The sequence below is a fragment of the Halomonas sp. SL18_1 genome (genome assembly GCF_055755715.1).
Genome location: NZ_JBVTRK010000001.1, coordinates 2,057,463 through 2,079,061 on the forward strand (window position 1 = coordinate 2,057,463; position 21,599 = coordinate 2,079,061).

Here is a 21,599-nt window from a genome sequence, read left to right on the forward strand (position 1 = left end):
CCGAATGCAACTGGACGGCTGCCATGTTTCGCTACTTCGAGACCCTGGTGAATCCCTATCCCAAGGAGAGTCGGGGAACCCCGCCCACGGGATTGTTCGCCTTTATCCTGCACTTCTCACGGCCGGTGCTGCCGCTGCTGATCGTGATGTCGCTGCTCACGGCCCTGGTCTCGGCGGCGGAGGTGCTCTTCTTTCACTACATGGGACAGCTGGTGGACTGGCTGGCCGGCGCTGAGCGGGAGGGCTTCTTCGCCGACTACGGCTGGCGCCTGGCGGGCATCGCGGCGCTGGTGCTGGTTGGCCTGCCGATGTTGACCCTGCTGCAGGCGCTGGTGACCCACCAGAGCATCTTCGGCAACTACCCAATGATCGGGCGCTGGTTGGCGCATCGCCATATGCTGGGCCAGAGCCTGGCCTTCTATCAGGACGAGTTCGCCGGACGGGTCTCCCAGAAGGTGATGCAGACTGCCCTAGCGATCCGCGAGACGGTGATGAAGCTGATGGACCTGATGGTCTATGTGGTCGTTTACTTCACCGGCGCCATGCTGCTGATGGGGCGCGCCGAGCCCTGGCTGATGCTGCCGCTGGTGATATGGCTTGTCGGCTATGTCGCCATCATGTGGGTCTTCGTGCCGCGGCTGCGGGCGGTCTCCATGGCCCAGGCCGACGCCCGTGCGGTGATGACCGGGCGCATCGTCGACAGCTACAGCAATATCCAGACCATCAAGCTGTTCGCCGACACCCGTCGCGAGCAGGCCTACGCCCGGGATGCCATGGAGGGCTTCATGACTACCGTCTACCGGCAGATGCGCCTGGCGACCTGGCTCACCGTGAGCCTGACAGCGCTCAACTCGCTGCTGCTGGCCGGGGTGGCGGCCATGGCCATCGGCGCCTGGTACCTGGAGACGGTGTCCCTGGGCATCATCGCCGTGGCGATCGCCCTGGTGATGCGTATCCGCTTCATGTCCGATTGGATCCTCTGGGAGGTGGCGGGGCTCTTCGAGAACATCGGCACCGTGCAGGATGGCATCAACACCATCGCCCGGGAGCCGGCGGTGACCGACGCGCCCGATGCCCGGGCGCTCTCGGTACCCCGCGGCGAGATTCGTTTCGAAGCCCTGCGCTTCGGCTACGCGCGCCCCGACGGCGAGGGCCGCCGAGTCTTCGACGGGCTCGACCTGACCATTGCGTCCGGCGAGAAGGTGGGGCTGATCGGCCGCTCCGGGGCTGGCAAGTCCACGCTGGCCAACCTGCTGCTGCGCTTCTACGACCTGGAGGACGGGCGCATCCTCATCGACGACCAGGACGTCGCCGGGGTGACCCAGGAGTCGCTGCGCCGGCATATCGGCATGGTCACCCAGGACACCTCGCTGCTGCACCGTTCGGTGCGCGACAACATCCGCTACGGCAGCCCGGAGGCCAGCGAGGAGCAGATTCGGGAGGCGGTGCGCCGCGCCCATGCCGATACCTTCATCGACGACCTGGTGGATCTCCAGGGACGCCGCGGCCTGGACGCCCACGTCGGCGAGCGGGGCGTGAAGCTCTCCGGCGGCCAGCGCCAGCGCATCGCCATCGCCCGGGTGCTGCTCAAGAACGCGCCCATCCTGGTGCTGGACGAGGCCACCTCGGCGCTGGACTCCGAGGTGGAGGCGGCGATCCAGGAGCAGCTCTACGCGCTGATGGCGGGCAAGACGGTGATCGCCATCGCCCACCGCCTCTCCACCATCGCCATGCTCGACCGGTTGGTGGTCATCGACGAGGGGCAGATCGTCGAGAGCGGCACCCACCAGGAGCTGCTGGCCCGAGACGGCCTCTACGCCGCCCTGTGGCGGCGCCAGTCCGGCGGCTTCATCGGGGTGGATATCGAGGGGGAGGCGGCCGAGCTCTCCTCGTAAGCGATGCCCGTGCCGGGGCACTCTGCCGCTGGGGAGCGATCTGCTAGGCTAAGACTCTGCTAATGTTGAGTCTCAACGAGCCGCGATGGCTTTCACGTCGCGCCTCCAGGAAAGGAAGCCAACCGTGCCACTCCCACAAGACGGGCGCTTGCGGCTGGATCGCCAGCGTTTGAAAGAGCACCGCAAGAGGCTCGGCCTGAGCCAGGAGGCCCTGGCCGAGCACTGTTTCGACCGGCGCCTGTGCGTCTCCATCGCATCCATCAAGCGGGCCGAGAGCGGGCGGGCGGTGCTCTATCGCACCGCTCGCCACCTGGCCGATATCTACGGTGTCGAGGTCGAGGACCTGTCGGCGGTGGCCGAGGCGGCTGGCGACGAACCCAGCGCCGAGACCGAGGAGATGGAAAGCGCGCGTCTGCTGATTCAGCTGCACGCTGTGGCGGCCGACAAGGCGGCCATGGCCACCTGGGTGAAGCATTTCGGCGGCAGCCTGGCAGAGCCAGGGACGGCACTCTTCGGGCTGCCCCGTGCCTACCGCAGCGATGCGCAGCGCGGGCTGCTGTGCGCGGTGACCCTGATAGAGCAGGGGGTGGCCCCGGGCGCTCGCCTTCAGGCTGGCCGCTGGCCGGTCGCGGAGCCTCCGGCGATGGGAGCCGGTACGAGCGGCGTTTGGGTCGAGCGCGGGGTGGCAGTGCAGCTCGTCGAGCGCTTCGTCTTCGAGGATCGCGGCGGCAGCTGGCTGCGCTATTGCCATCCCCGCGATGAGGCACAGGAGGCGCGCTTCGAACTGGTGGGGCGCCGTGTCCAGTTGGGGCAGCTGCAAGCCATCCTGGAGAGTACACAGGCCTACCAGGACGGCCATCTGATCTATATCCGCGGCATGGCTGGCATCGGCAAGACTCGGCTCAGCGCCGAGTTTGCCGCGATGGCGGCGGCCCATGCCGATCACCACCAGGCGGAGGTGCTGGATTTCGGTACTCGCGCCGATGAGGGCCCGCTGATGCAGCTTGCCCGCTCACTGCTGCAGACATCGGACAAAACCGTGGACGAGGCGCAGCTGCTAGCCCGCCTCTCGGCGCTGCGGTTGCCTCTGGATCATGCCATGCTGCTGCGCCCGCTGCTGGGTCTGCCACAGCCGGAGAATGCCCAGCGTCTCTATGCGGCGATGACGCCGGAGACTCGTAGCCAGCGTTTGACCCTGGCGCTGTGCGACCTCATTCTGGCGCGGTCCATTCACCGCCCCCAACTCCTTGTGGTAGAGGACCTTCACTGGGCCGACGAAGCGTTGCTGGGCACCCTGACAGGGCTGCTCCAGGCCACCCTGGAAGCGCCGGTGATCTGGCTGTTCACCTCGCGCCTGGAACAGGACCCGCTGGAGACCCGCTTGCGACCGCAGCTGCCGGAGTCGCCGCTGACCCTGATCGAGCTGCCGCCGCTGCGTCCCCAGGAGGCCGAGGCGCTGGTGGCCAGCTTCGGGACGATTCCCGCTGAACATGCCGCCCGCTGCGTAAGCCAGGCCCAGGGCAATCCGCTGTTCCTGACTCAGCTGCTGCTGTTCCATCCTCATCGTAGCTTGCCGGCCAGCCTTGCCAACCTGGTACAGACCAAGCTGGATCAGCTTACCGAGCTGGATCGCCGGGCCATCTGCATCGCCGCTGCCATGGGGCAGCGTTTCTCCCTGGCGTCGTTGCAGGAGGTGCTGGGGCAGCCCGATTACCACCCCGATCTGCTTCAGCGTCACAGCCTCGTGCGCCCCCTGGAAGAAGGGCGCTACCGCTTCGTGCACGACCTGATTCTGCAGGGCATCTACGAAGGGATCCCCAAGGTACAGCGCGATCGCCTGCATCTCCGCCTGGCCGAGCACTACGGCGAGGCCGAGCCAGGACTGCGTGCACGCCACCTGCACCGTGCGCGATCCCTGGAGGCGCCGAGGGCATTCCTGCAGGCGGTGGCGGCGGAAACGGCTCGTTATCGGCATGAAGAGGCCATGGCGCTGCTGACCCAGTGCCAGTCCATCGACTATGCGCCAAAGGATGAGTACCGGCTGACGTTGCTGCTGGGTCAGGTAGCGATGGCCACCGGGCGCATCCAGGCGGCACGGGAGCACTTCGAAACGGCCCGCGGTGTCGCTGGAGAGGAGCGGCAGCGCATTGCCGCCGACCTCTGGCTGGCCCGGGCCCTGAACATGCTCGATGCCCTGGAGGCCGAGGAGGCGATCCTCGACGAGCTGCTGCCCTTGGGCGAGACGCTGGAGGACCCCTTGCCCCTGGCCGAGGCGCTCTATCTCAAGGGCAACCTCTATTTTCCCCGAGGGGATTTTGCCACCAGTCGGGCATATCACACCCGGGCGCTGGCGCATGCCCGCCGTGGCGGCGGCGTGCGCACCGAGATTCAGGCCCTGAGTGGGCTTGGCGATGCCCATTATGCCGAGGGGCAGATGCGCAGCACCCACGAGCTGTTCGACCACTGCGTGGCGCTATGCCGGACTCACGGTCACGCCGACCTGGAGGCTTCCAACCTGTTCATGCTGGGGACGGCCCGCATCTATGCCAACGAGACCGATGCGGCGCTCGCCGACTGTTTCGATGCCGCCGAGCTGGGCAAACGGGTCGGCAATCGGCGTGCCGAGGTGGTCGCACGGCTGACCGCCGCTTGGATTCTGCTTTCCCAGGGCGATCCCCATGCCGCCGACGAACAGGTCAGCCTGGCGTTGGCCGTGGCTCGCGGTCTGGGTCAGGGCGCTTTGAGGCCTTCCTGCTGGAGAGTCGTGCCCGGGTCGAACTGATTACCGGACGGCAGGCGCAGGCCCGCGCCACGATCGAGCGATCCTGGCAGCTGGTGGAGCAGCACGGGCTCAAGGCCTTTATCGGCCCCTGGGTGCTGGGCACCAGGGCGCTGCTGGAAGAGGATTCCGAGGCACGTTTGGCCACGCTGAAGCAGGGCGAAGCACTGCTCGACGCTGGCTGCGTGGGGCACAACGGCTACCGCTTCCTGATCGCGGCGGCGGAGGTCTGCCTGCTCGACCGCCGCCCCGCTGAGGCCCGCCACTATGCCGGGCGCCTCACTCAACTGATGGCGGATGAACCCTGCGCCTGGGCAAGCACCATCGAACCCTGATCGAGGCCCACGCCGACTGGCTGGAGAGGGCCGAGTCCGGTGCCCTGGCGACCCTGCGGGCCTGCTGGCGCCGCGGCGAGGCCGCTGGTCTGCTGATGACGCAGCCCTGCCTGGCGGCCCAGCGGCTGTGAGCCTATTCGGATTGGTTGGTATGCCCCAGCACCAGAGCGATGATCTGCGCCGATTGCTCCAAGCACTGCTCCTGCAGGCCAGCGCCGCGAGTCCAGCCGCCGGCGAACAGCAGCGGGCACACGTCCCGATGGCCCTCGATGTGTTTCCGGGCGTTGGTACCGTTGTAGCGGGCGATGTCCGCCTGAGCTTCCAGGCAGTCGGCATCCAGCACATTGTGCTTGAACACCGTCCAGGCCTTGTTCTCCAGCTCAGCGGCCAGGCGCGGCAGCCGGTCCCGGTAGCCGGCCTCGTGGGGTTCGGCTTCCACCAGCGCGGCGGGGGCGTTGAGGGAGAAGGGCGCCGGTCGAGCATCTCGCGCCGGGGAATGCGATTGAGGTCATCCACTAGTGAGACGAAGTACTGCGGCAGGCCCGCCTGATCGTAGTCGGGGTTAACGGCATCGTTCTGGTGGCGATTCGCCACATAGTCGATGCGGTAGGGGAAGAGGGTGTCGTCGGCGCTACGCACTTCGATGTTGTAGGTGCGCCACAGGTTGCGGTCGGGAGGCAGGCGAGCGGCGGCGGTATGACAGACTCCGAAGCTGCGGGTGTAGCGCACCTTGCCAAGGATATGCTCAAGCTCCCGCTGGGTGTCGGCAAGGCCGCCGCCGAACGTCAGCATGGGCAGGGCATCTTCGGCGTGGGTCGCCATGATTAGCAGGTCTGCCTCCCAGCGGCGTTCGCCTGGGGCACGCTCCGCCAGCGTCACGCCCTGCGGCGAGACGCTGGCCTCCACCTCGATGCCCCGCAGGATCTCGACGCTGGGGCCCTGGGACTCCGGGTTGGCGATATGGGCGGCCAGCGCCTCCAGCCAGTGCTGGGCGCCGTGCTCGAAGTAGCGGCGATCCGGAGGCGAACCACCTTCTTGAATGCGGTAATACTCGAAGGGGGACTGGAGTGGCATGCCGCCGGGGCCGCGATCGTCGGCGAAATACATGGCCGAGATGCGGGGATAGTAGATAACCCGGCGGATTCGCTCTAGGCGAGCCGGAAGCGCTGGGTCCTGCCAGTCAATGGTGATGTGCAACCGATCGGCGGCTGCGGCCAGCATCTCCGCGGGGGCGGCGACGCAGCCGTCGAAGAAGTCGTCGACCGTGTAGCGCGGGGTAACGCGCCGGCTCTCTACCAGCTCGATGGCGCTGCGGTGTACCACGGTGATCAGCGGTGCCAGCTTGCCTCCCTCGGCCTGGCTCAGTTCGTGAGCCGGGTCGCTGACGCCGCGAACCAGATCGCTATCGTCCGTCAGGGCGATGCGCCCGTCGCGGCTGTAATAGCTCTCGGTATTCTCCAGAGGCTTCATGCGCGACAGCTCGCCGATCTCGCCGAGCACCGCGCGCAGGCGGTGATAGGTGGCCAGGTTGACATCGTTGACCCCCAGATCGGCCCAGCGTCGATAGGGAACGTCGGGCTTTCCCGGCTGGCGACGGTTGCCCATGTCGACCCACACCGTCTCGGCATTGCCGCCTAGGGTGGCCTTGCGTTCGAATACGGTGACCTCGATTTCCCTGGCCGTCTCGCCGCCATATTTCTGCAGATAGTAGGCCAGCGACAGGCCGGAGACGCCGCCGCCAATGACGGCGACCCGGAGCGGTGCATGGTCCATGGTGATACTCCCTGGGCAGTGGTTTGCTTCAGGGTCGTTTATCTGCGCGCTTCAACCAAGAGGGCGGGAGACGCTGATACCGAAGTGATCCGCTGGGTGGTATCCCGCGGCAGCGGTGATACCAAGCTGATGCTGTCACCTCATGGCAACTGGACTGGAATGGTTAGGGCAGCTAAACCGCGGTCGGTTAATGGCCGCTTATTCCACGACATCTGCACGAGGTATTAACCGATGAACGCTCCTCACGATATTGACAAGCAACTAATCGCTCACGACTTTCGCGTCGCGATGAATGGCAAGCTGGAGCCAGAGCAGATTGATGAGGTGGCCGAAAGGCTGGTTGCTTCAGAGAAGGCCTATGGTGCGACAGGAAGCGTGGCCAGCCTAATTTTCTACCTTCAGTTCCAGGTTAACATTACCGATGGCAAGAGCTTCGATGGCCACGCCGGTGGGGCCTCATCCCCAGGGGGTGGTGCACTCTTTGGGGATGTCTACACTGACGATATCGACCGGCTCTATCGCGATACCGTGAGTTTCGAGTTTCAGTCGACGCCGGTTTATCTGAGCATCCTGTTTTTCGACCGCAACAGCAAGCTGCTGGGCCATTTCCAGTCGGGCACGGTCTCCACGGTCAGCGGCATAGGAGGAGGCAAGGGCAGCTGGGGCTGAGTGTCGCCCTCGCTTCCCACCCGGGGTGCGCTTGTTGCCCCGGGTGCTTGCTGCCTGACTCAATCAGACTCGATCTGGGCACGCAGCCAGGCGATCTCCTCGGCCCAGATGGCCGGCTCGATGGTCTCCAGCACCATCGGGATCTCATCGATGCGCGGGTCGCGCATCAGGGTGGTGAAGGCGTCCAGCCCGATATTGCCTCGGCCCAGGCTGTGATGGCGATCGACGCGGCTGGCAAATTCGCTCTTGGCATCGTTCAGGTGCATGCCGCGCAGATACCCAAAGCCCACCACCTTGTCGAATTCGTCCAGCGTCTCGGTGCAGGCCTCCGGCGTGCGCAGGTCGTAGCCGGCGGCGAAGGCGTGGCAGGTGTCGAGGCAGACCCCGACACGCGACTTGTCCTCGACCTGGTCGATGATCTCGGCCAGGTGCTCGAAACGCCAGCCCAGGTTGGTGCCCTGGCCGGCGGTGTTCTCGATCACCGCGGTAACGCCGCGGGTGTCGGCGAGCACATGGTTGATCGACTCGGCGATGCGCCTCAGGCACTCGGCTTCGCTGATCTTCTTCAGGTGACTGCCGGGATGGAAGTTGAGCAGGGTGAGCCCGAGCTGTTCGCAGCGCTGGAATTCGTCGAGAAAGGCCGCCCGGGACTTCTCGAGCCCGGCGGTGTCCGGATGGCCAAGATTGATCAGGTAGCTGTCATGGGGAAGGATCTGCCCCGGGCCGAAGCCGTGCTCGCGGCAGGCCGTGCGGAAGGCCTCGATGGCCTCGTCGGTCAGCGGCTTGGCGTGCCACTGGCGCTGGTTCTTGGTGAACAGGGCGAAGGCGTCGCCGCCGATCTCTACGGCGCGCCGCACGGCCTGGTCGGGGCCACCGGCGGCACTGACGTGGGCTCCGAGATATTTCACGCGGGTATCCTTCCATCATCGACTGGGGGAGGGCCTACCATAGCACCGCCTCGACCCGCTCGCTTGCCGCGGCTGCTAGGCTCTGTCTGAAAACTGGCTGCGCTCGACCATACGGCGTTAAAAATCGGCTCAAAGTACTCATTTACACCCCGTAAACTCCGTCTTTTCGCCGATTTTTGCCTTGTCTGGCCTTCGCTCGCCGACTTTTCGGACAAAGCCTAGCGACGCTTTCGAATCAGCTCGGCGGCCCAGGGCAGGGCCTGGGGATAGTGATCGCCGTCCAGGATAAACTCCTGGCCCCGGGCGACCGCGTCCAGCTCGGTGTGGTCGGGGTGTCGGCGCCAGCGCTGGCGCCTGGCGTGATAGCTCAGCGGCGGGCGACCGTCGTCCGGGTAGCACCAGGCGGGCAGCCGCCATTGCGAGACCCGCTGCGCGTCCGGCGCGGTGAGCCGTTGCTGAGGCGCGAAACGGGGAAAGATCCCGGCCCCGGGCAGCGTCTCGTCGACGCCCGGCAGGTCCAGGCGAGGGTGGGCCAGATAGAGCGTATTGTGGGGATTCTCCCCGTGGCGGAAGTGGGGGTGGTAATGGGCCCAGGCGTAGTCGTCGCCCCGGGCCTGATCGACCGGAACCACCGAGCCGACCTGCAGCCAGCCCCAGATGACGTGACAGGGGCGTGAGCCGGGGGCCCAGCGCCAGTGTCCGTCTTGGCGCTCGATCTGCCGGAACAGGCCGAAGAACAGGAACAGGTCCCCGGGGCCGACGCCCTGGTTGCGCAGGTGCCCCTGGGCCTGGCCACTCTGTCCGAAGAGGGGCCGCCAGCCGGGGGCTCGGGGCAGCATGGCGTCGATCAGGTCGGGGTCCAGGTGGGCGCCGTCGTCGGCGGTGAGCCGGTCGCGGGTCAGCGGCGAGACCAGAGCGTCGAGAGTGGTGTCATCGACGGCGATATCGCCATAGCGAATCGTCGAGGTCGCATCCGGGATCGGCAGGGCCAGCAGTCGGCCGTCGGGCAGGATGGGGCTGGGCACGCCGCCGGCGGCGGAGTCGAAGCCCTTGCGGCTGAGGATCAGCTTCATTTCGCCGCCAGCGCTACCCCAACCTTCGACCGGTTCGGACGCCCGATCGCCTGGGTGATCCAGGTGCCGGTCTCGGCGAGCTTGTCGAGGTCGATGCCGGTCTCGATGCCGAGGCCCTGGAGCAAGTAGACCACGTCTTCGCTGGCCACGTTGCCCGAGGCGCCCTTGGCGTAGGGACAGCCGCCGAGGCCGGCCACGGAGCTGTCGACGACCGCGATGCCCTCTTCCAGCACGGCGTAGAGGTTGGCGAGTGCCTGGCCGTAGGTGTCGTGGAAGTGGGCAGCGAGTCTCTCCATGGGAACCTCCCGGCTCACCGCTTCGAGCATGCGCTTCGCCCTGAGCGGGGTGCCCACGCCGATGGTGTCACCCAGCGACACCTCGTAGCAGCCCATGTCATAGAGCGCCTTGCTTACCTCGGCCACCTTGGCGGGGGCGATCTCGCCCTCGTAGGGGCAGCCGAGCACGCAGGAGACGTAGCCGCGCACGCGGACGTTGGCCTGCTGAGCACGCTCCAGCACCGGGGCGAAGCGCTCCAGGGATTCGGCCACGGAGCAGTTGATGTTCTTCTGCGAGAAGGCCTCGGAGGCTGCCCCGAAGACCGCCACTTCCTCGACGCCGCACTCCAGCGCCCCTTCGAGCCCCTTGAGGTTGGGGGTGAGGGCGGCGTAGGTGACGCCGTTGCGGCGGCTGAGGCCGGTCATCACCTCGCGGTGGTCGGCCATCTGCGGTACCCACTTGGGAGAGACGAAGCTGGCCGCCTCGATGTAGGCGAGGCCGGCCGCCCCCAGGCGGTCGATCAGTTCGAGCTTGGTTTCGGTGCGAATCGGTTCGGGCTCGTTCTGCAGCCCGTCGCGGGGGCCGACCTCGACCAGGCGCACGTGTTGGGGAAAAGCCATGGTGGTGTCTCCAGCAGTGGCCGTTGATCGGGGAGGCCTGCGGCCTCCAGTCGCGATGCGAAGCAGCGCTCCTACAGCGGTCGTTTCGGGATGCCTGCGGCCTCCTGTCTCGACGGGAACTCGGGGCGCCCGGTACGGCGCCCCTACCGCTTGCTTACTCCTCGGCGGCGAATTCGAGCAGCACGTCGCCCTGGCCGACGGTGTCGCCGGCGGCGAAGTGGAAGCTCTCCACGTGGCCGTCGGCGGGGCGGACATGGTGTGCTCCATCTTCATGGCCTCCATGACCATCAGCGGCATGCCTTTCTCCACTTTCTGGCCGGCTTCCACCAGCAGCGCCACCACGGTGCCGTGCATGGGGGCGGTCAGGGTGGATTCGGCCTCGTGGTGGCCGTGGTCGATGGCGTCGATGCGCCGCCAGAACAGCCGGGTCTCGCCGGCCGGGTCGACCATCACCACCACGTTGCCGTCGCGGCGCGCCTGCAGGCGGCGGCGGTGGCCGTTAAGGGTCACCGCCACGGCGTCGCCGGCCAGGTGCTGAAGGCGGGCGGTAAGGGTCTCGCCGCCGATGGTCAGCTGCCAGGGGTCGGCGTCGGTCTCGCGGGTGCCTTCCACCACGACCACGGCCTCGGAGTCGTCATCGTCCTGGGCATGAGCCGGATCGCACAGGGCGATGCGGATGGCGTGGGGTGCGTTGAGGCGGAAGCCGTCGTGGCGGTCCAGGGGGAATCGCTCTCGCACTCGCGGGAGAGCTGGTTGAGGCCGATCAGCGCGGCGCCGGCGTACTCCTCGATGCGGTAGCGGCGCGGGGCGAACAGCGTGGCCTCGTTGCGCTCGATGAAGCGGGTATCCAGCTCGGCGTTCTTGAAGCCGGGGTGGGTGGCCAGGCGCTGCAGGAAGGCGCGGTTGGTGACCACGCCCTGCACGTCGAGCGCCGCCAGGGCGCGGTTGAGGGTGGCCAGCGCCTGGGTGCGGTCGTCGCCGTGCACGATCAGCTTGGCCAGCATCGGGTCGTAGTGCATGGAGACGGCGTCGCCGGTTTCCACGCCGCTGTCCAGGCGAACTCGCTCGGGGTCGAGGCCGGCGCCCTTGAGGTCCATGGCGAACTGGCTGAGGGTGCCGGTGGCGGGCAGGAAGTCCTGCTCGGGGTCCTCGGCGTAGAGCCGCGCCTCGAAGCTGTGGCCGGTGATGGTCAGCTCGTCCTGGGAGCAGGGCAGCGTTTCGCCCATGGCTACCCGCAGCTGCCACTCGACCAGGTCCTGGCCGGTGATCATCTCGGTAACCGGGTGCTCCACCTGCAGGCGGGTGTTCATCTCCATGAAGTAGAAGGAGCCGTCGGCGTCGAGCAGGAATTCCACCGTACCGGCCCCCACGTAGCCGATCTCCTTGGCGGCGCGCACCGCGGCCTCGCCCATTTCACGGCGCAGTTCGGGGGTCATGCCCGGCGCGGGTGCTTCCTCGAGCACCTTCTGATGGCGGCGCTGCACGGAGCAGTCGCGCTCGAACAGGTAGACGCCGTTGCCGTGGCTATCGCAGAAGACCTGAACCTCGACGTGACGCGGCTGGGTCAGGTACTTCTCGATCAGCATCCGGGTGTCGCCGAAGGCGGCCTGGGACTCGCGCCGGCAGCCGTCCAGGGCGGCCTGGAAGTCGCCGCTGGATTCGACCACGCGCATGCCCTTGCCGCCGCCGCCGGCGCTGGCCTTGAGCAGCACCGGGTAGCCGATCGCATCGGCCTCGCGACGCAGCAGGCCGTCGTCCTGGTCGTCACCGTGGTAGCCCGGCACCAGCGGTACGCCAGCGTTGGCCATGCGAGCCTTGGCGGCGGACTTGTCGCCCATGGCAGCGATCGCCGAGGCAGGCGGGCCGACGAAGGTGATGCCGGCGGCGTCCAGTGCCTCGACGAAGGGGCCGTTCTCGGAGAGGAAGCCGTAGCCTGGGTGGATGGCGCCGGCGCCGGTGCGCTTGGCGGCTTCCACCACCGCCTCGACCTTGAGATAGCTCTCGCGGGCCGCCGCGGGGCCCAGGCGCACGGCCTCGTCGGCTTCGCGCACATGACGGGCGTTGGCATCGGCGTCGGAGTAGACCGCCACGGTACGCAAGCCCATGGCGCGGGCCGTGCGCATCACGCGGCAGGCGATTTCGCCGCGGTTGGCGACCAGCAGGGTGTCGAAGGTAGTGGGTCGGCTCATGAGCGTCGCTCCGTGGCGGAAGTCGTGTTGTCGTCGTCGGGCTGGTTCCAGGCGGGGCGGCGCTTCTCGAAGAAGCTGGACAGGCCCTCCTGGCCCTCGGCGCTAACGCGCAGTTCGCTGATCACGCGGCAGGTGTGCTCGCGCGTCGCCTTACTGTCGGGCTCCCGGGCCACTTCGGTCAGCAGCGCCTTGGTGGCACGCTGGGCCTGGGGCGAGCCGCCCAGCAGGGTGTCGAGCATGGCGTTCACGGCCTCGTCCAGGTCGTCGGGGCCGACCACCTGGTGGGCCAGGCCCAGCGCCAGGGCGGTGGCCGAATCCATGACCTCGGCGGAGAGCGCGAAGCGGCGCATCTGGCGCTCCCCCAGGGCACGCTGCACGTAGGGGCTGATCACCGCCGGCGAGAGACCGATCTTCACCTCGGAGAGGCAGAACTTGGCCTTCTCGGAGGCGATCACGATGTCGCAGCAGGCGGCCAGGCCCACGGCGCCACCGAAGGCGGCGCCCTGCACGCGACAGACCGTGGGGCAGGGCAGGGTGTCCAGGCCGTGCATCAGGGCGGAGAGCTTGCGCGAGTCGGCGAGGTTGCCGTCGAAGTCGTACTCCACCATGCGCTTCATCCAGCCCAGATCGGCGCCGGCGGAGAAGCTCTTGCCCTCGGAGCCCAGCACCACCACGCGTACCTCGCCGTGGCCGGCGGCCACGTGCAGCCGCTCCAGGTGGACGTTGAGCTCGGCGATCAGGCTGTCGTCGAAGGCGTTGTGGACCTCGGGACGGTTCAGCGTCAGCCAGGCGACGCCGCGCTCGTCGATCTGCAGTTCGGAATATGTCTGTGTCATAGCAGCCTCACATCCGGAATACGCCGAACTTCGTTTCCTGAACTTCCGCATTCATGGCGGCGGCCAGCGACAGCCCCAGCACGTCGCGGGTCTGGGCCGGGTCGATGACCCCGTCATCCCACAGTCGAGCGCTGGCGTAGTAGGGGTGGCCCTGATGCTCGTACTGCTCGCGAGTGGGCTTCTTGAAGGCTTCCTCGTCCTCCGGTGACCACTCGCGGCCGTCGCGCTCATACTGTTCGCGCTTGACCTGGGCCAGCACCCCGGCGGCCTGTTCACCGCCCATCACCGAGATCCGGGCGTTGGGCCACATGAAGAGCAGGTTGGGGTCGTAGGCGCGACCGCACATGCCGTAGTTGCCGGCGCCGAAGCTGCCGCCGATCAGCACGGTGAACTTGGGTACCTTGGCGCAGGCCACGGCGGTGACCAGCTTGGCACCGTGCTTGGCGATGCCCTCATGCTCGTACTTGGAGCCCACCATAAAGCCGGTAATATTTTGGAGGAAAATCAAAGGTATTTTCCTCTGCGCACACAGCTCGATGAAGTGCGCGCCCTTCACCGCGGACTCGGAGAACAGCACGCCGTTGTTGGCGACGATGCCCACCGGGTAGCCGTGGATATGCGCAAAGCCGGTGACCAGGGTGTCACCGTAGTAGCGCTTGAACTCGTCGAAGTCGGAGTCGTCGACGATGCGTCCGATCACCTCGCGCACGTCGTAGGGCTTCTTGAGGTCGGTGCCGACGATGCCGTAGAGCTCGCTTGGGTCCAGCCGCGGCGGCTTGGGCGCCTGCATCTTGAGCTCGCCGCGCTTCTGCCAGTTGAGCCGGGACACGCAGGCGCGGGCCAGCTGCAGGGCGTGGGCATCGTTCTCGGCGTAGTGGTCGGCCACGCCGCTGAGCTTGCAGTGGACGTCGGCGCCGCCCAGATCCTCGGCGCTGATGGTCTCGCCGGTGGCGGCCTTCACCAGGGGCGGGCCGCCCAGGAAGATGGTGCCCTGCTGCTTGACGATGATGGATTCGTCGGCCATGGCCGGTACATAGGCGCCGCCGGCGGTGCAGGAGCCCATCACCACGGCGATCTGCGGGATGCCTTCGGCGGACAGGGTGGCCTGGTTGTAGAAGATGCGGCCGAAGTGGTCGCGGTCCGGGAAGACCTCATCCTGGCTGGGCAGGTGGGCGCCGCCGGAGTCGACCAGGTAGATGCACGGCAGGCGGTGCTTGCGGGCGATTTCCTGGGCGCGAATGCGCTTCTTCACCGTGAGCGGGAAGTAGGTGCCGCCTTTGACCGTGGCGTCGTTGGCGACGATGACGCACTCGACGCCCGAGACGCGACCGATGCCCGTGACCACGCTGGCTGCGGGAACCGGGCCATCGTAGACTTCATGGGCGGCCAGCGCCGAGAATTCGAGGAAAGGCGAGCCCTCATCGATCAGGTGGTCGATGCGGTCGCGCACGAACAGCTTGCCGCGGGACTCGTGTCGGGTCCGGGCCTTTTCGCCACCGCCCTGAGCGATGGCCGCGGTCAGCTCGCGCAGCTTCATGACCTCGTGGCGCATGGCCTTATCGTTGGCCTGGAAACCGTCGCTGCGCGGATTGATCTGGGTGTTCAGAATCGCCATTGCCGGCTCCCCTTACTTGGACTCGTTGAAGATCTCGCGGCCGATCAGCATGCGGCGAATCTCGCTGGTGCCGGCGCCGATCTCGTAGAGCTTGGCGTCGCGCAGCAGCCGCCCGGTGGGGTACTCGTTGATGTAGCCGTTGCCGCCCAACAGCTGGATGGCGTCCAGCGCCACCTGGGTGGCCTTCTCGGCGCAGTAGAGGATCACGCCGGCGGCGTCCTTGCGGGAGGTCTGGCCGCGGTCGCAGGCCGATGCCACCGCATAGAGATAGGCGCGGCAGGCGTTCAGGGTGGAGTACATGTCGGCGATCTTGCCCTGCACCAGTTGGAACTCGCCGATGGACTGGTTGAACTGCTTACGCTCGTGGACGTCAGGCACCACGATATCCATGGCGGCCTGCATGATGCCGATGGGGCCGGCGGCCAGCACGGTGCGCTCGTAGTCCAGGCCGCTCATCAGCACGCGCACGCCCTTGCCTTCCTCACCCAGCACGTTCTCGGCCGGTACCTCGCAGTCCTCGAACACCAGCTCGCAGGTGTTGGAGCCGCGCATGCCCAGCTTGTCGAGCTTCTGGGCGGTGGAGAAGCCGGCCATGCCCTTCTCAATGATGAAGGCGGTGATGCCCTTGGAGCCGGCATCCGGGTCGGTCTTGGCGTAGACCACCAGGACATCGGCGTCGGGGCCGTTGGTGATCCACATCTTGTTGCCGTTGAGGATGTACTTGTCACCCTCCTTGCGGGCACGCAGCTTCATGGAGACCACGTCGGAACCGGCGCCCGGCTCGGACATGGCCAGCGCTCCCACGTGCTCGCCGCTCATCAGCTTGGGCAGGTACTTGGCCTTCTGCTCGGGGTTGGCGTTGATCTTGAGCTGGTTGACGCAGAGGTTGGAGTGGGCGCCGTAGGAGAGGCCCACCGAGGCGCTGGCCCGGGAGATCTCTTCCATGGCGATGCAGTGGGCGAGGTAGCCCATGCCGCTGCCGCCATCCTCGTCGGGCACGGTGATGCCGAGCAGGCCCATGTCGCCGAACTTCTGCCACAGGTCGTTGGGGAACTCGTTCTTCTCGTCGATCTCATCGGCGCGCGGCGCGATCTCGTCGCGGGCGAAGGCGTTGACCTGATCGCGCAGCATGTTGAGTTCGTCATCGAATCCGAAGTCGAGGGGCTTGTAGGGCGTGTGCATGGGGGCTCCCTTGTCGTGCTGTCAGGTGGTTGGCCGTCGGGCCGAAGTGGGCGCAAAGTGCCGCACTCTGTTGACGATGGTCCAAGCCTAGGCGAGGTTGACGTTAACGTAAAGTGCAGGTTTTGGTGGCTTCGACGAATGTCGAAGGCGGTGATTTACCCCAAGCGTGGTTCAGCCCAACGCAAGACGCCACCGCCTGGGGGCGGTGGCGTCCTGGATTGCGTTTAGCTCCCCAGCCACAGCGCCAGCTGGTAGTAGATGGGGATGCCTAACAGCACGTTGAGTGGGAAGGTGAAGCCCAGCGCCGCCAGCATGGCCAGGCCGATGTTGGCCTGGGGTATCGCCGTTCGCATGGCCGCCGGTGCAGCGATATACGAGGCGCTGGCGGCGAGTGCCGTGAGTATCATCAGCGAGCCCATGGGCAGGCCCAGCATCAGGCCAACACCGAGGCCGGCCATGGCCAGGAAGAACGGGGCCACCAGGGCGAAGGTGAGCAGGCGCCAGTGGTACCAGGGAATGGGGCGCAGGGTTTCCGCTGCGGTGAGGCCCATCTGGAGCAGAAACAGGGCGAGCACGGCATGGAAAGCGCCCATGAACAACTCGGTGACGGCGGCACCTTCCCGGGGACCGTACATGGCACCGATCACCGCGCCACCGGCCAGCAGGATGACGCCACGGTTGGTCAGGGTTTCGTGCCAGATGCCCTGGAGCGCCTCGCCTGCCTCCTTGCCGGCATGACGCCGGTAGAGGGCGATGGCCACCATGATCGCCGGTAGCTCCATCATCACCAGGTAGAGTGTCACCTCGGCGCCGATCGGCAGGGCGCGGCTCTCTGCGAACGCCAGCGCCACGGCGAAGGTACCGGCGCTGACCGAGCCGTAGTGGGCCGCGATACTCGCGCTGTCGGCGGGAGAGAGGCGTGTAAGCCGGCGCAGGATGGGCATCAGGGCCAGCGGGATCAGGGCGCCGAGGGCGGCCACGGCGGCCAGCTCGGGAATCAGCGACCAGCGCAGGTTGCCGTATAGGGCCATGCCCCCCTTGAGGCCGATGGTCAGCATCAGCAGCAGGCTCAAGGTGTCGTAGGCGGCCTTGGGGATATTCAGGTCGGACTTGACGACGCCGGCGAGCAGGCCGAGCAGAAAGAACATCACCACGATATCGGGCATGGGCTCATCTCGTTGGTTGGGGAGGAGAGGCGGCGGCGATTGTGAGCAAATCCATATATTGATACAAATAACAACTGTAGCGATGAAGCATAGCTTTTTATCTATATAAGGTGGTCGGCAGGAGGCCTCCGATGAACATTCGCCACCTGACGTTTCGCCTACTTCAGGTCTATGTGGTGGTGGTGCGCAGTGGATCCGTTAGCGAGGCGGCTAGGCAGCTTCACCTGACCCAGCCCACCGTGTCCCAGCAGCTCAAGCGCCTGGCCGAGGCAGTGGGTGAGCCGCTGCTGATAACGCGCCAGGGTCGCCTGGCCCCCACTGAAGCAGGGCGGGAGCTCTATCGCGCCAGCCGCGAGGTACTGGGGCGCTTCGGTGACTATCAGGATTATCTCGAAGCGCTGCGCGGCGGAGAGCGGGGCCGTTTCAGCATCGCCTTGGTCAACACGGCGCAGTACGTGCTGCCCCGGCTGCTGGGGCCGTACAGCCAAGCCTTCCCCAATGTCGATGTGACGCTGCATATCGGCAACCGACGCCAGATGCTGACGCGCTTCGAGCGCCAGGACGACGACCTCTACGTCTTCAGCCATCCGCCGTCGCTGGCCCACGCCCTGGCCGGGCGTTTCCTGCGTAATCCGCTGGTGGTCGTGGCGCCCCGGGAGCATCTGCTGGCTGAGCGTGAGCGAGTGGCGATGAGCGAGCTGCTGGAGGAGCGTTTCTTGCTTCGCGAGCCGGGCTCGGCCACTCGCATGCTCTTCGAGAGCTGGCTGCAGGAGCAGGGGCTGTCCCTGGGGCCGACCCTGCAGATGGCCAGCAACGAGGCCATTCGCGTGGGCGTGGCGTCGGGTATGGGACTCGCGGTGCTCTCGGAGCATGTGCTGCCGCCGGAGCACTCCGACCTGGTGATCCTGCCGGTGGAGGGGCTGCCCATCGAGAGCCACTGGCAGTTCATTGTGCGCAGGGACCGGCGGCTGCCCCACGCCGCACTGGGATTTCTGCGCTTTGCCGAAGGGCACCTGGCGGAGTGCGTGGAGGCGCGGTTTCTCTGCAATGAGCTGGGTGCGCTGCTGGCGGGGCTCGATTCCGAGACGGCGGTAAACTGAGCGGGTTTAGACATTGGTCGAATGTGGGCGCGATGCAAGCTTGGTGACAGCTTGGCCCTCTAGAGTCTGTGCGACCGGGTAAGGTCCCGGACACCATCTAACAATGAGGATGCCTACGCCATGTTCCATCGACTTCTTCCCAAGACCCTGGTGGCCGGTGCCGCCACTGCCATGCTGGCTTCCCTGGCGATGACCACCCCGGTGGCCGCCGATGACTACCCGGATCGCCCCATCGACCTCGTCGTTGGCTTTGGCACCGGCGGCAGCGCCGATCGCATGACCCGGGCCATGTCGACTTACCTCGCCGAGGAGCTTGGCGTGCCGGTTCGCGTCACCAATCGGCCCGGTGCCGGCACCCAGGTGTCCGCCAACTACATTCTGTCACGTCCGGACGATGGCTATACTGTCTATGCCTCCACCTTCGCGCCCTACCTGACCAACACCATCCTGACCGGTGGGGCCCAGTACGACATCGAGGATTTCTCCTTCGTCAACTTCCAGTGGTTCGACCTGGACCTGATCGCCGCCAACAAGGATAGCGGTTACGAGGATCTGCCCTCGCTGCTGGAGGCGATCCGCGATAACCCCGGTCAGGTCCGTGGCTCGGTGGTGCAGGGGTCCGCCGGCCACCTGATGGTGCGTATGCTGCTGGATGAGGCGGGGATTCCCCAGGACAACCTCAACCTGGTGACCTATAACAGCGGTGGCGAGGCGCGCTCCGCAGTGGCTGGCGGCCAGGTGCACTTCACCTCCATCAGCGCCCAGGGCAGCGAGGGGATCCGCGAATTCCTGACCCCGTTGGCCATCGTCAATGATGAGCGCATCGATCAGTGGGATGTCCCCCGATCAATGAGGCCCTCGAGCCCATGGATCTGGAGGTGACGGTGCTGCAGGGGTCCATGCGTGGTTTCGCGGTCACCGCCGAGACCGAGCGCCAGTACCCGGAGCGCTTCGAGATCCTCTCCGAGGCGATCCAGAACACCCTGGCTCGCAAGGAGGTCCAGGAGCACCTGGAGTCCAACGATATCGGTGGCGTCTGGGTGGGACCCGAGCGTTCCAACGAGCTCATGCGCACCAACTACGACGTCTTCGAAGCCTACGCCGATCTGCTCAACTGATCCTTCCTGCGTGATGCGCCCCCGGTAAGCCTGCCGGGGCGCCTGGAGTGCTCCCATGTCCGCCAATAAACGCGACTATGGGGACCTGCTGGTCCTCATGGCCCTGGCCGGTTTTACCCTCTGGTACCTTTTCGATGCCATTCGGGTCTCCTCGGCCGTACAGAACCTGCTGTTGATCCTGCCGCTCTCCATCGTGGTGCTGGCTATCGTGGCCCTGGAAGTGGGGCTACGCCTCAAGCGGGGCACCCTGCTGGTCCGCGAGGAGAGCGAAGGTGAGCCGCTGCATCGCACCCTGCCGGTGGTAGGCCTGTTCGCCGCCTATGTGATTCTCCTGGAGACCCTGGGCTTCGACGTGGCCACAGTGGTCTTCATCGCTGCCTTTCTGGTGCTCAAGGGCGAGCGCCACTGGCTGCTGCTGGGGGCTACAGCCTGGCCTTTGGCCTCGGCGTGGCCTTCTTCTTCTCGCAGATGCTGCCCTATCCCATGCATATGCTGATCCTTCCGGGTTAAGGGGGTAACACCATGATCGATTTCCTCGCAGTAGAGCAGGCGCTAGCCCTGCTGTTCACGAATTTTTCCCCTGGATGGTGGTGGTACCCGGCATCATTATCGGGCTGATCTTCGGTGCCACGCCGGGGCTGCAGATCTCCATGGCCATGGCGATCTTCCTGCCCATGACCCTGTACATGGATTTCATCCAGGCGATGCTCTTCCTCACTGCCATCTTCACCGGTGGCTCATTCGGCAGCGGGATCCCGGCGATCCTGATGAACATTCCCGGCACCTCATCGGCCATCGCCACGGCCTTCGATGGCTATCCCATGGCACGCCAGGGCAGGCACAACCAGGCGCTTGGCGTGGCCCTGGTGTCATCGGTGCTGGGCACCTTGATGGGATACCTGATTCTCTTCGTGATGATCCAGCCGCTGTCGCTGATGGTGCTGAAGCTGGGACCGGCGGAGATGTTCGCGGTAATCCTGTGGGGCATGACGCTGATCGCCAGCCTCAAGGGCGAACAGGTGCTCAAGGGCCTGATGGCAGGGTTCGTGGGTCTGCTGATCGGTACCATCGGCTTCAACGAGCTGGGCATGGCGCGGGGCACCATGGGACAGACCTACCTGCTCGATGGGATACCGGTGATTCCGGCCATGATGGGCATGTTCGCCGCCTCGGAGCTGTTCAAGCTGGCCAACAAGGGTTTCATCGTCGAATCGAAGGCCTCCCGCAAGGTCAAGATTTCGGAGATCTTCGAGGGTTTCAAGATAGCGGTGTGCTACCCCTGGGTGATGATCCGTGGCGGCCTGATCGGGGTCTTCGTGGGGGCGGTACCCGGGTAGGGTCCTCGGTCTCCAACCTGCTCTCCTATGTGGAGACCCAGCGCCGTGACAAGGATCCGTCCTCCTTCGGCAAGGGCAATCCCAAGGGGGTGGTGGCTTCGGAGTCGGCCAACAGCACCTCCGAGGCGGGTTCCATGGCGACCCTGCTGGCTCTGGGCATTCCGGGGGGCGGCGCCACGGCGGTGATGCTGGCGGCCTTCGCCATGCATAACACCACCGGCGGCCCGCAGTTTATCCGTCAGCAGACCGACGTGGTCTACGCCGTCATCTTCGCCAACTTCGCCCAGGTGTTCCTGCTGCTAATCATCGGCCTGCTGTTCATCCCGCTGCTGGCCAATATCATCAAGGTGCCGATGCGCTACCTGATCCCCTCGGTGCTGGTGCTGGCGGTGATGGGCTCCTTCGGCCTCACCGGCAACATGACCGGGCCGGCAACGGTGCTGGTGTTCGCGGTGATCGGCTGGCTGTTCCGTCACTATGGCTATTCGGTGCCGGCGGCGGTGATCGGCATGCTGCTGGGAGCCATGGCGGAGAAGTCGCTGCTGCACTCCTACCAGATCAGCGGCGGCGACCTGAGCTATGTGCTGGAGCGCCCGGTGACACTGATCATCCTGGCCCTGCTGCTGGTGTCGCTGTTCGGTAAGCGTTTGCTGGGCTTGTATAAGCGTTTCAAGCCGTCGACTGCCCCGGAGTAATGCTCCGCACCACTCTGCTGACCCTGCTGGTTG

The 21,599-nt window shown here is 66.2% G+C and carries 15 protein-coding genes and 2 pseudogenes; 8 read left to right on the plus strand and 9 right to left on the minus strand.

Annotation, left to right across the window (positions count from 1 at the left end; all coding sequences use genetic code 11):
• The first annotated feature begins 23 nt into the window (after nucleotides 1-23).
• Together ACSJDS_RS10465 and ACSJDS_RS10470 are read left to right on the plus strand one after the other, a co-directional pair.
• On the plus strand, nucleotides 24-1,895 hold the full coding sequence (locus tag ACSJDS_RS10465; RefSeq protein WP_473033222.1) for an ABC transporter ATP-binding protein: 1,872 nt from the start codon (nucleotides 24-26) through the stop codon (nucleotides 1,893-1,895).
• 124 nt (nucleotides 1,896-2,019) lie between these two features.
• Nucleotides 2,020-4,677, plus strand: coding sequence for an ATP-binding protein (locus ACSJDS_RS10470; protein WP_473033223.1), 2,658 nt, complete (start codon nucleotides 2,020-2,022; stop codon nucleotides 4,675-4,677).
• On the opposite strand, the gene ACSJDS_RS10475 is transcribed toward ACSJDS_RS10470, so the two are convergent.
• The gene (locus ACSJDS_RS10475; RefSeq protein ID WP_473033224.1) at nucleotides 4,626-6,782 is read right to left on the minus strand and encodes an FAD-dependent oxidoreductase; all 2,157 of its coding nucleotides are present in this window, start codon (nucleotides 6,780-6,782) and stop codon (nucleotides 4,626-4,628) included. The two genes, ACSJDS_RS10470 and ACSJDS_RS10475, sit on opposite strands and share 52 nt — an antisense overlap.
• A 231-nt stretch (nucleotides 6,783-7,013) precedes the next feature.
• Between ACSJDS_RS10475 and ACSJDS_RS10480 the strand changes: the two genes are divergently transcribed.
• Entirely contained in the window at nucleotides 7,014-7,451 is a 438-nt protein-coding gene (locus tag ACSJDS_RS10480) for a VapA/VapB family virulence-associated protein (RefSeq protein WP_473033225.1), read from the plus strand.
• A gap of 59 nt (nucleotides 7,452-7,510) precedes the next feature.
• Here ACSJDS_RS10480 and nfo read toward each other — a convergent pair whose 3' ends face one another.
• The 8 genes and pseudogenes from nfo to ACSJDS_RS10520 all read right to left on the minus strand — a co-directional run bounded on the left by nfo (nucleotide 7,511) and on the right by ACSJDS_RS10520 (nucleotide 17,316).
• Complete coding sequence (nfo, locus tag ACSJDS_RS10485; protein ID WP_473033226.1) at nucleotides 7,511-8,359, minus strand: deoxyribonuclease IV; 849 nt, start codon at nucleotides 8,357-8,359, stop codon at nucleotides 7,511-7,513.
• 218 nt (nucleotides 8,360-8,577) lie between these two features.
• Nucleotides 8,578-9,432 carry an Nmad3 family putative nucleotide modification protein gene (locus ACSJDS_RS10490; RefSeq protein ID WP_473033228.1) on the minus strand — a complete coding sequence of 285 codons (855 nt, stop codon included), beginning with the start codon at nucleotides 9,430-9,432 and terminating at the stop codon, nucleotides 8,578-8,580.
• Nucleotides 9,429-10,328, minus strand: coding sequence for a hydroxymethylglutaryl-CoA lyase (locus tag ACSJDS_RS10495; protein WP_473033229.1), 900 nt, complete (start codon nucleotides 10,326-10,328; stop codon nucleotides 9,429-9,431). The genes ACSJDS_RS10490 and ACSJDS_RS10495 overlap by 4 nt, the downstream gene beginning before the upstream one ends.
• A gap of 154 nt (nucleotides 10,329-10,482) precedes the next feature.
• Nucleotides 10,483-12,517, minus strand: a pseudogene (locus ACSJDS_RS10500) (acetyl/propionyl/methylcrotonyl-CoA carboxylase subunit alpha).
• On the minus strand, nucleotides 12,514-13,353 hold the full coding sequence (locus tag ACSJDS_RS10505) for an enoyl-CoA hydratase/isomerase family protein (protein ID WP_473033230.1): 840 nt from the start codon (nucleotides 13,351-13,353) through the stop codon (nucleotides 12,514-12,516). The pseudogene ACSJDS_RS10500 and the gene ACSJDS_RS10505 overlap by 4 nt, the downstream one beginning before the upstream one ends.
• A gap of 7 nt (nucleotides 13,354-13,360) precedes the next feature.
• Nucleotides 13,361-14,968 carry a carboxyl transferase domain-containing protein gene (locus tag ACSJDS_RS10510; RefSeq protein ID WP_473033231.1) on the minus strand — a complete coding sequence of 536 codons (1,608 nt, stop codon included), beginning with the start codon at nucleotides 14,966-14,968 and terminating at the stop codon, nucleotides 13,361-13,363.
• Between the two features lie 12 nt (nucleotides 14,969-14,980).
• Nucleotides 14,981-16,150 (minus strand): isovaleryl-CoA dehydrogenase, encoded by a 1,170-nt coding sequence (locus tag ACSJDS_RS10515; protein ID WP_473033232.1) that lies wholly within the window; start codon nucleotides 16,148-16,150, stop codon nucleotides 14,981-14,983.
• A gap of 224 nt (nucleotides 16,151-16,374) precedes the next feature.
• Complete coding sequence (locus ACSJDS_RS10520; protein WP_473033234.1) at nucleotides 16,375-17,316, minus strand: sodium-dependent bicarbonate transport family permease; 942 nt, start codon at nucleotides 17,314-17,316, stop codon at nucleotides 16,375-16,377.
• Nucleotides 17,317-17,447: 131 nt separating this feature from the next.
• On the opposite strand from ACSJDS_RS10520, the gene ACSJDS_RS10525 reads away from it, so the two are divergent.
• The 5 genes and pseudogenes from ACSJDS_RS10525 to ACSJDS_RS10545 all read left to right on the plus strand — a co-directional run bounded on the left by ACSJDS_RS10525 (nucleotide 17,448) and on the right by ACSJDS_RS10545 (nucleotide 21,566).
• A complete protein-coding gene (locus tag ACSJDS_RS10525; RefSeq protein ID WP_473033235.1) occupies nucleotides 17,448-18,416 on the plus strand; it encodes a LysR family transcriptional regulator in 969 nt (322 codons plus the stop codon).
• Nucleotides 18,417-18,536: 120 nt separating this feature from the next.
• Entirely contained in the window at nucleotides 18,537-19,298 is a 762-nt protein-coding gene (locus tag ACSJDS_RS10530; protein WP_473033236.1) for a Bug family tripartite tricarboxylate transporter substrate binding protein, read from the plus strand.
• The gene (locus tag ACSJDS_RS10535) at nucleotides 19,283-19,534 is read left to right on the plus strand and encodes a hypothetical protein (protein ID WP_473033237.1); all 252 of its coding nucleotides are present in this window, start codon (nucleotides 19,283-19,285) and stop codon (nucleotides 19,532-19,534) included. Before ACSJDS_RS10530 ends, ACSJDS_RS10535 begins: the two co-directional genes overlap by 16 nt.
• Nucleotides 19,535-19,589: 55 nt before the next feature.
• Complete coding sequence (locus ACSJDS_RS10540) at nucleotides 19,590-20,030, plus strand: tripartite tricarboxylate transporter TctB family protein (RefSeq protein ID WP_473033238.1); 441 nt, start codon at nucleotides 19,590-19,592, stop codon at nucleotides 20,028-20,030.
• A 26-nt stretch (nucleotides 20,031-20,056) separates the two neighbouring features.
• A pseudogene (locus ACSJDS_RS10545) lies at nucleotides 20,057-21,566 on the plus strand (tripartite tricarboxylate transporter permease).
• The last annotated feature ends 33 nt before the right edge of the window (nucleotides 21,567-21,599 follow it).

Excerpts from the sequence above, each read along its gene's own strand:
- ACSJDS_RS10510 (WP_473033231.1), bottom strand. The coding sequence starts at position 14,968 with ATGGCGATTCTGAACACCCAGATCAATCCGCGCAGCGACGGTTTCCAG.
- ACSJDS_RS10495 (WP_473033229.1), bottom strand. The coding sequence starts at position 10,328 with ATGGCTTTTCCCCAACACGTGCGCCTGGTCGAGGTCGGCCCCCGCGAC.
- ACSJDS_RS10535 (WP_473033237.1), top strand. The coding sequence starts at position 19,283 with ATGGATCTGGAGGTGACGGTGCTGCAGGGGTCCATGCGTGGTTTCGCG.
- ACSJDS_RS10530 (WP_473033236.1), top strand. The coding sequence starts at position 18,537 with ATGTTCCATCGACTTCTTCCCAAGACCCTGGTGGCCGGTGCCGCCACT.
- ACSJDS_RS10475 (WP_473033224.1), bottom strand. The coding sequence starts at position 6,782 with ATGGACCATGCACCGCTCCGGGTCGCCGTCATTGGCGGCGGCGTCTCC.
- ACSJDS_RS10515 (WP_473033232.1), bottom strand. The coding sequence starts at position 16,150 with ATGCACACGCCCTACAAGCCCCTCGACTTCGGATTCGATGACGAACTC.
- ACSJDS_RS10525 (WP_473033235.1), top strand. The coding sequence starts at position 17,448 with ATGAACATTCGCCACCTGACGTTTCGCCTACTTCAGGTCTATGTGGTG.
- ACSJDS_RS10540 (WP_473033238.1), top strand. The coding sequence starts at position 19,590 with ATGTCCGCCAATAAACGCGACTATGGGGACCTGCTGGTCCTCATGGCC.
- ACSJDS_RS10520 (WP_473033234.1), bottom strand. The coding sequence starts at position 17,316 with ATGCCCGATATCGTGGTGATGTTCTTTCTGCTCGGCCTGCTCGCCGGC.
- ACSJDS_RS10490 (WP_473033228.1), bottom strand. The coding sequence starts at position 9,432 with ATGAAGCTGATCCTCAGCCGCAAGGGCTTCGACTCCGCCGCCGGCGGC.
- ACSJDS_RS10465 (WP_473033222.1), top strand. The coding sequence starts at position 24 with ATGTTTCGCTACTTCGAGACCCTGGTGAATCCCTATCCCAAGGAGAGT.
- ACSJDS_RS10505 (WP_473033230.1), bottom strand. The coding sequence starts at position 13,353 with ATGACACAGACATATTCCGAACTGCAGATCGACGAGCGCGGCGTCGCC.
- ACSJDS_RS10480 (WP_473033225.1), top strand. The coding sequence starts at position 7,014 with ATGAACGCTCCTCACGATATTGACAAGCAACTAATCGCTCACGACTTT.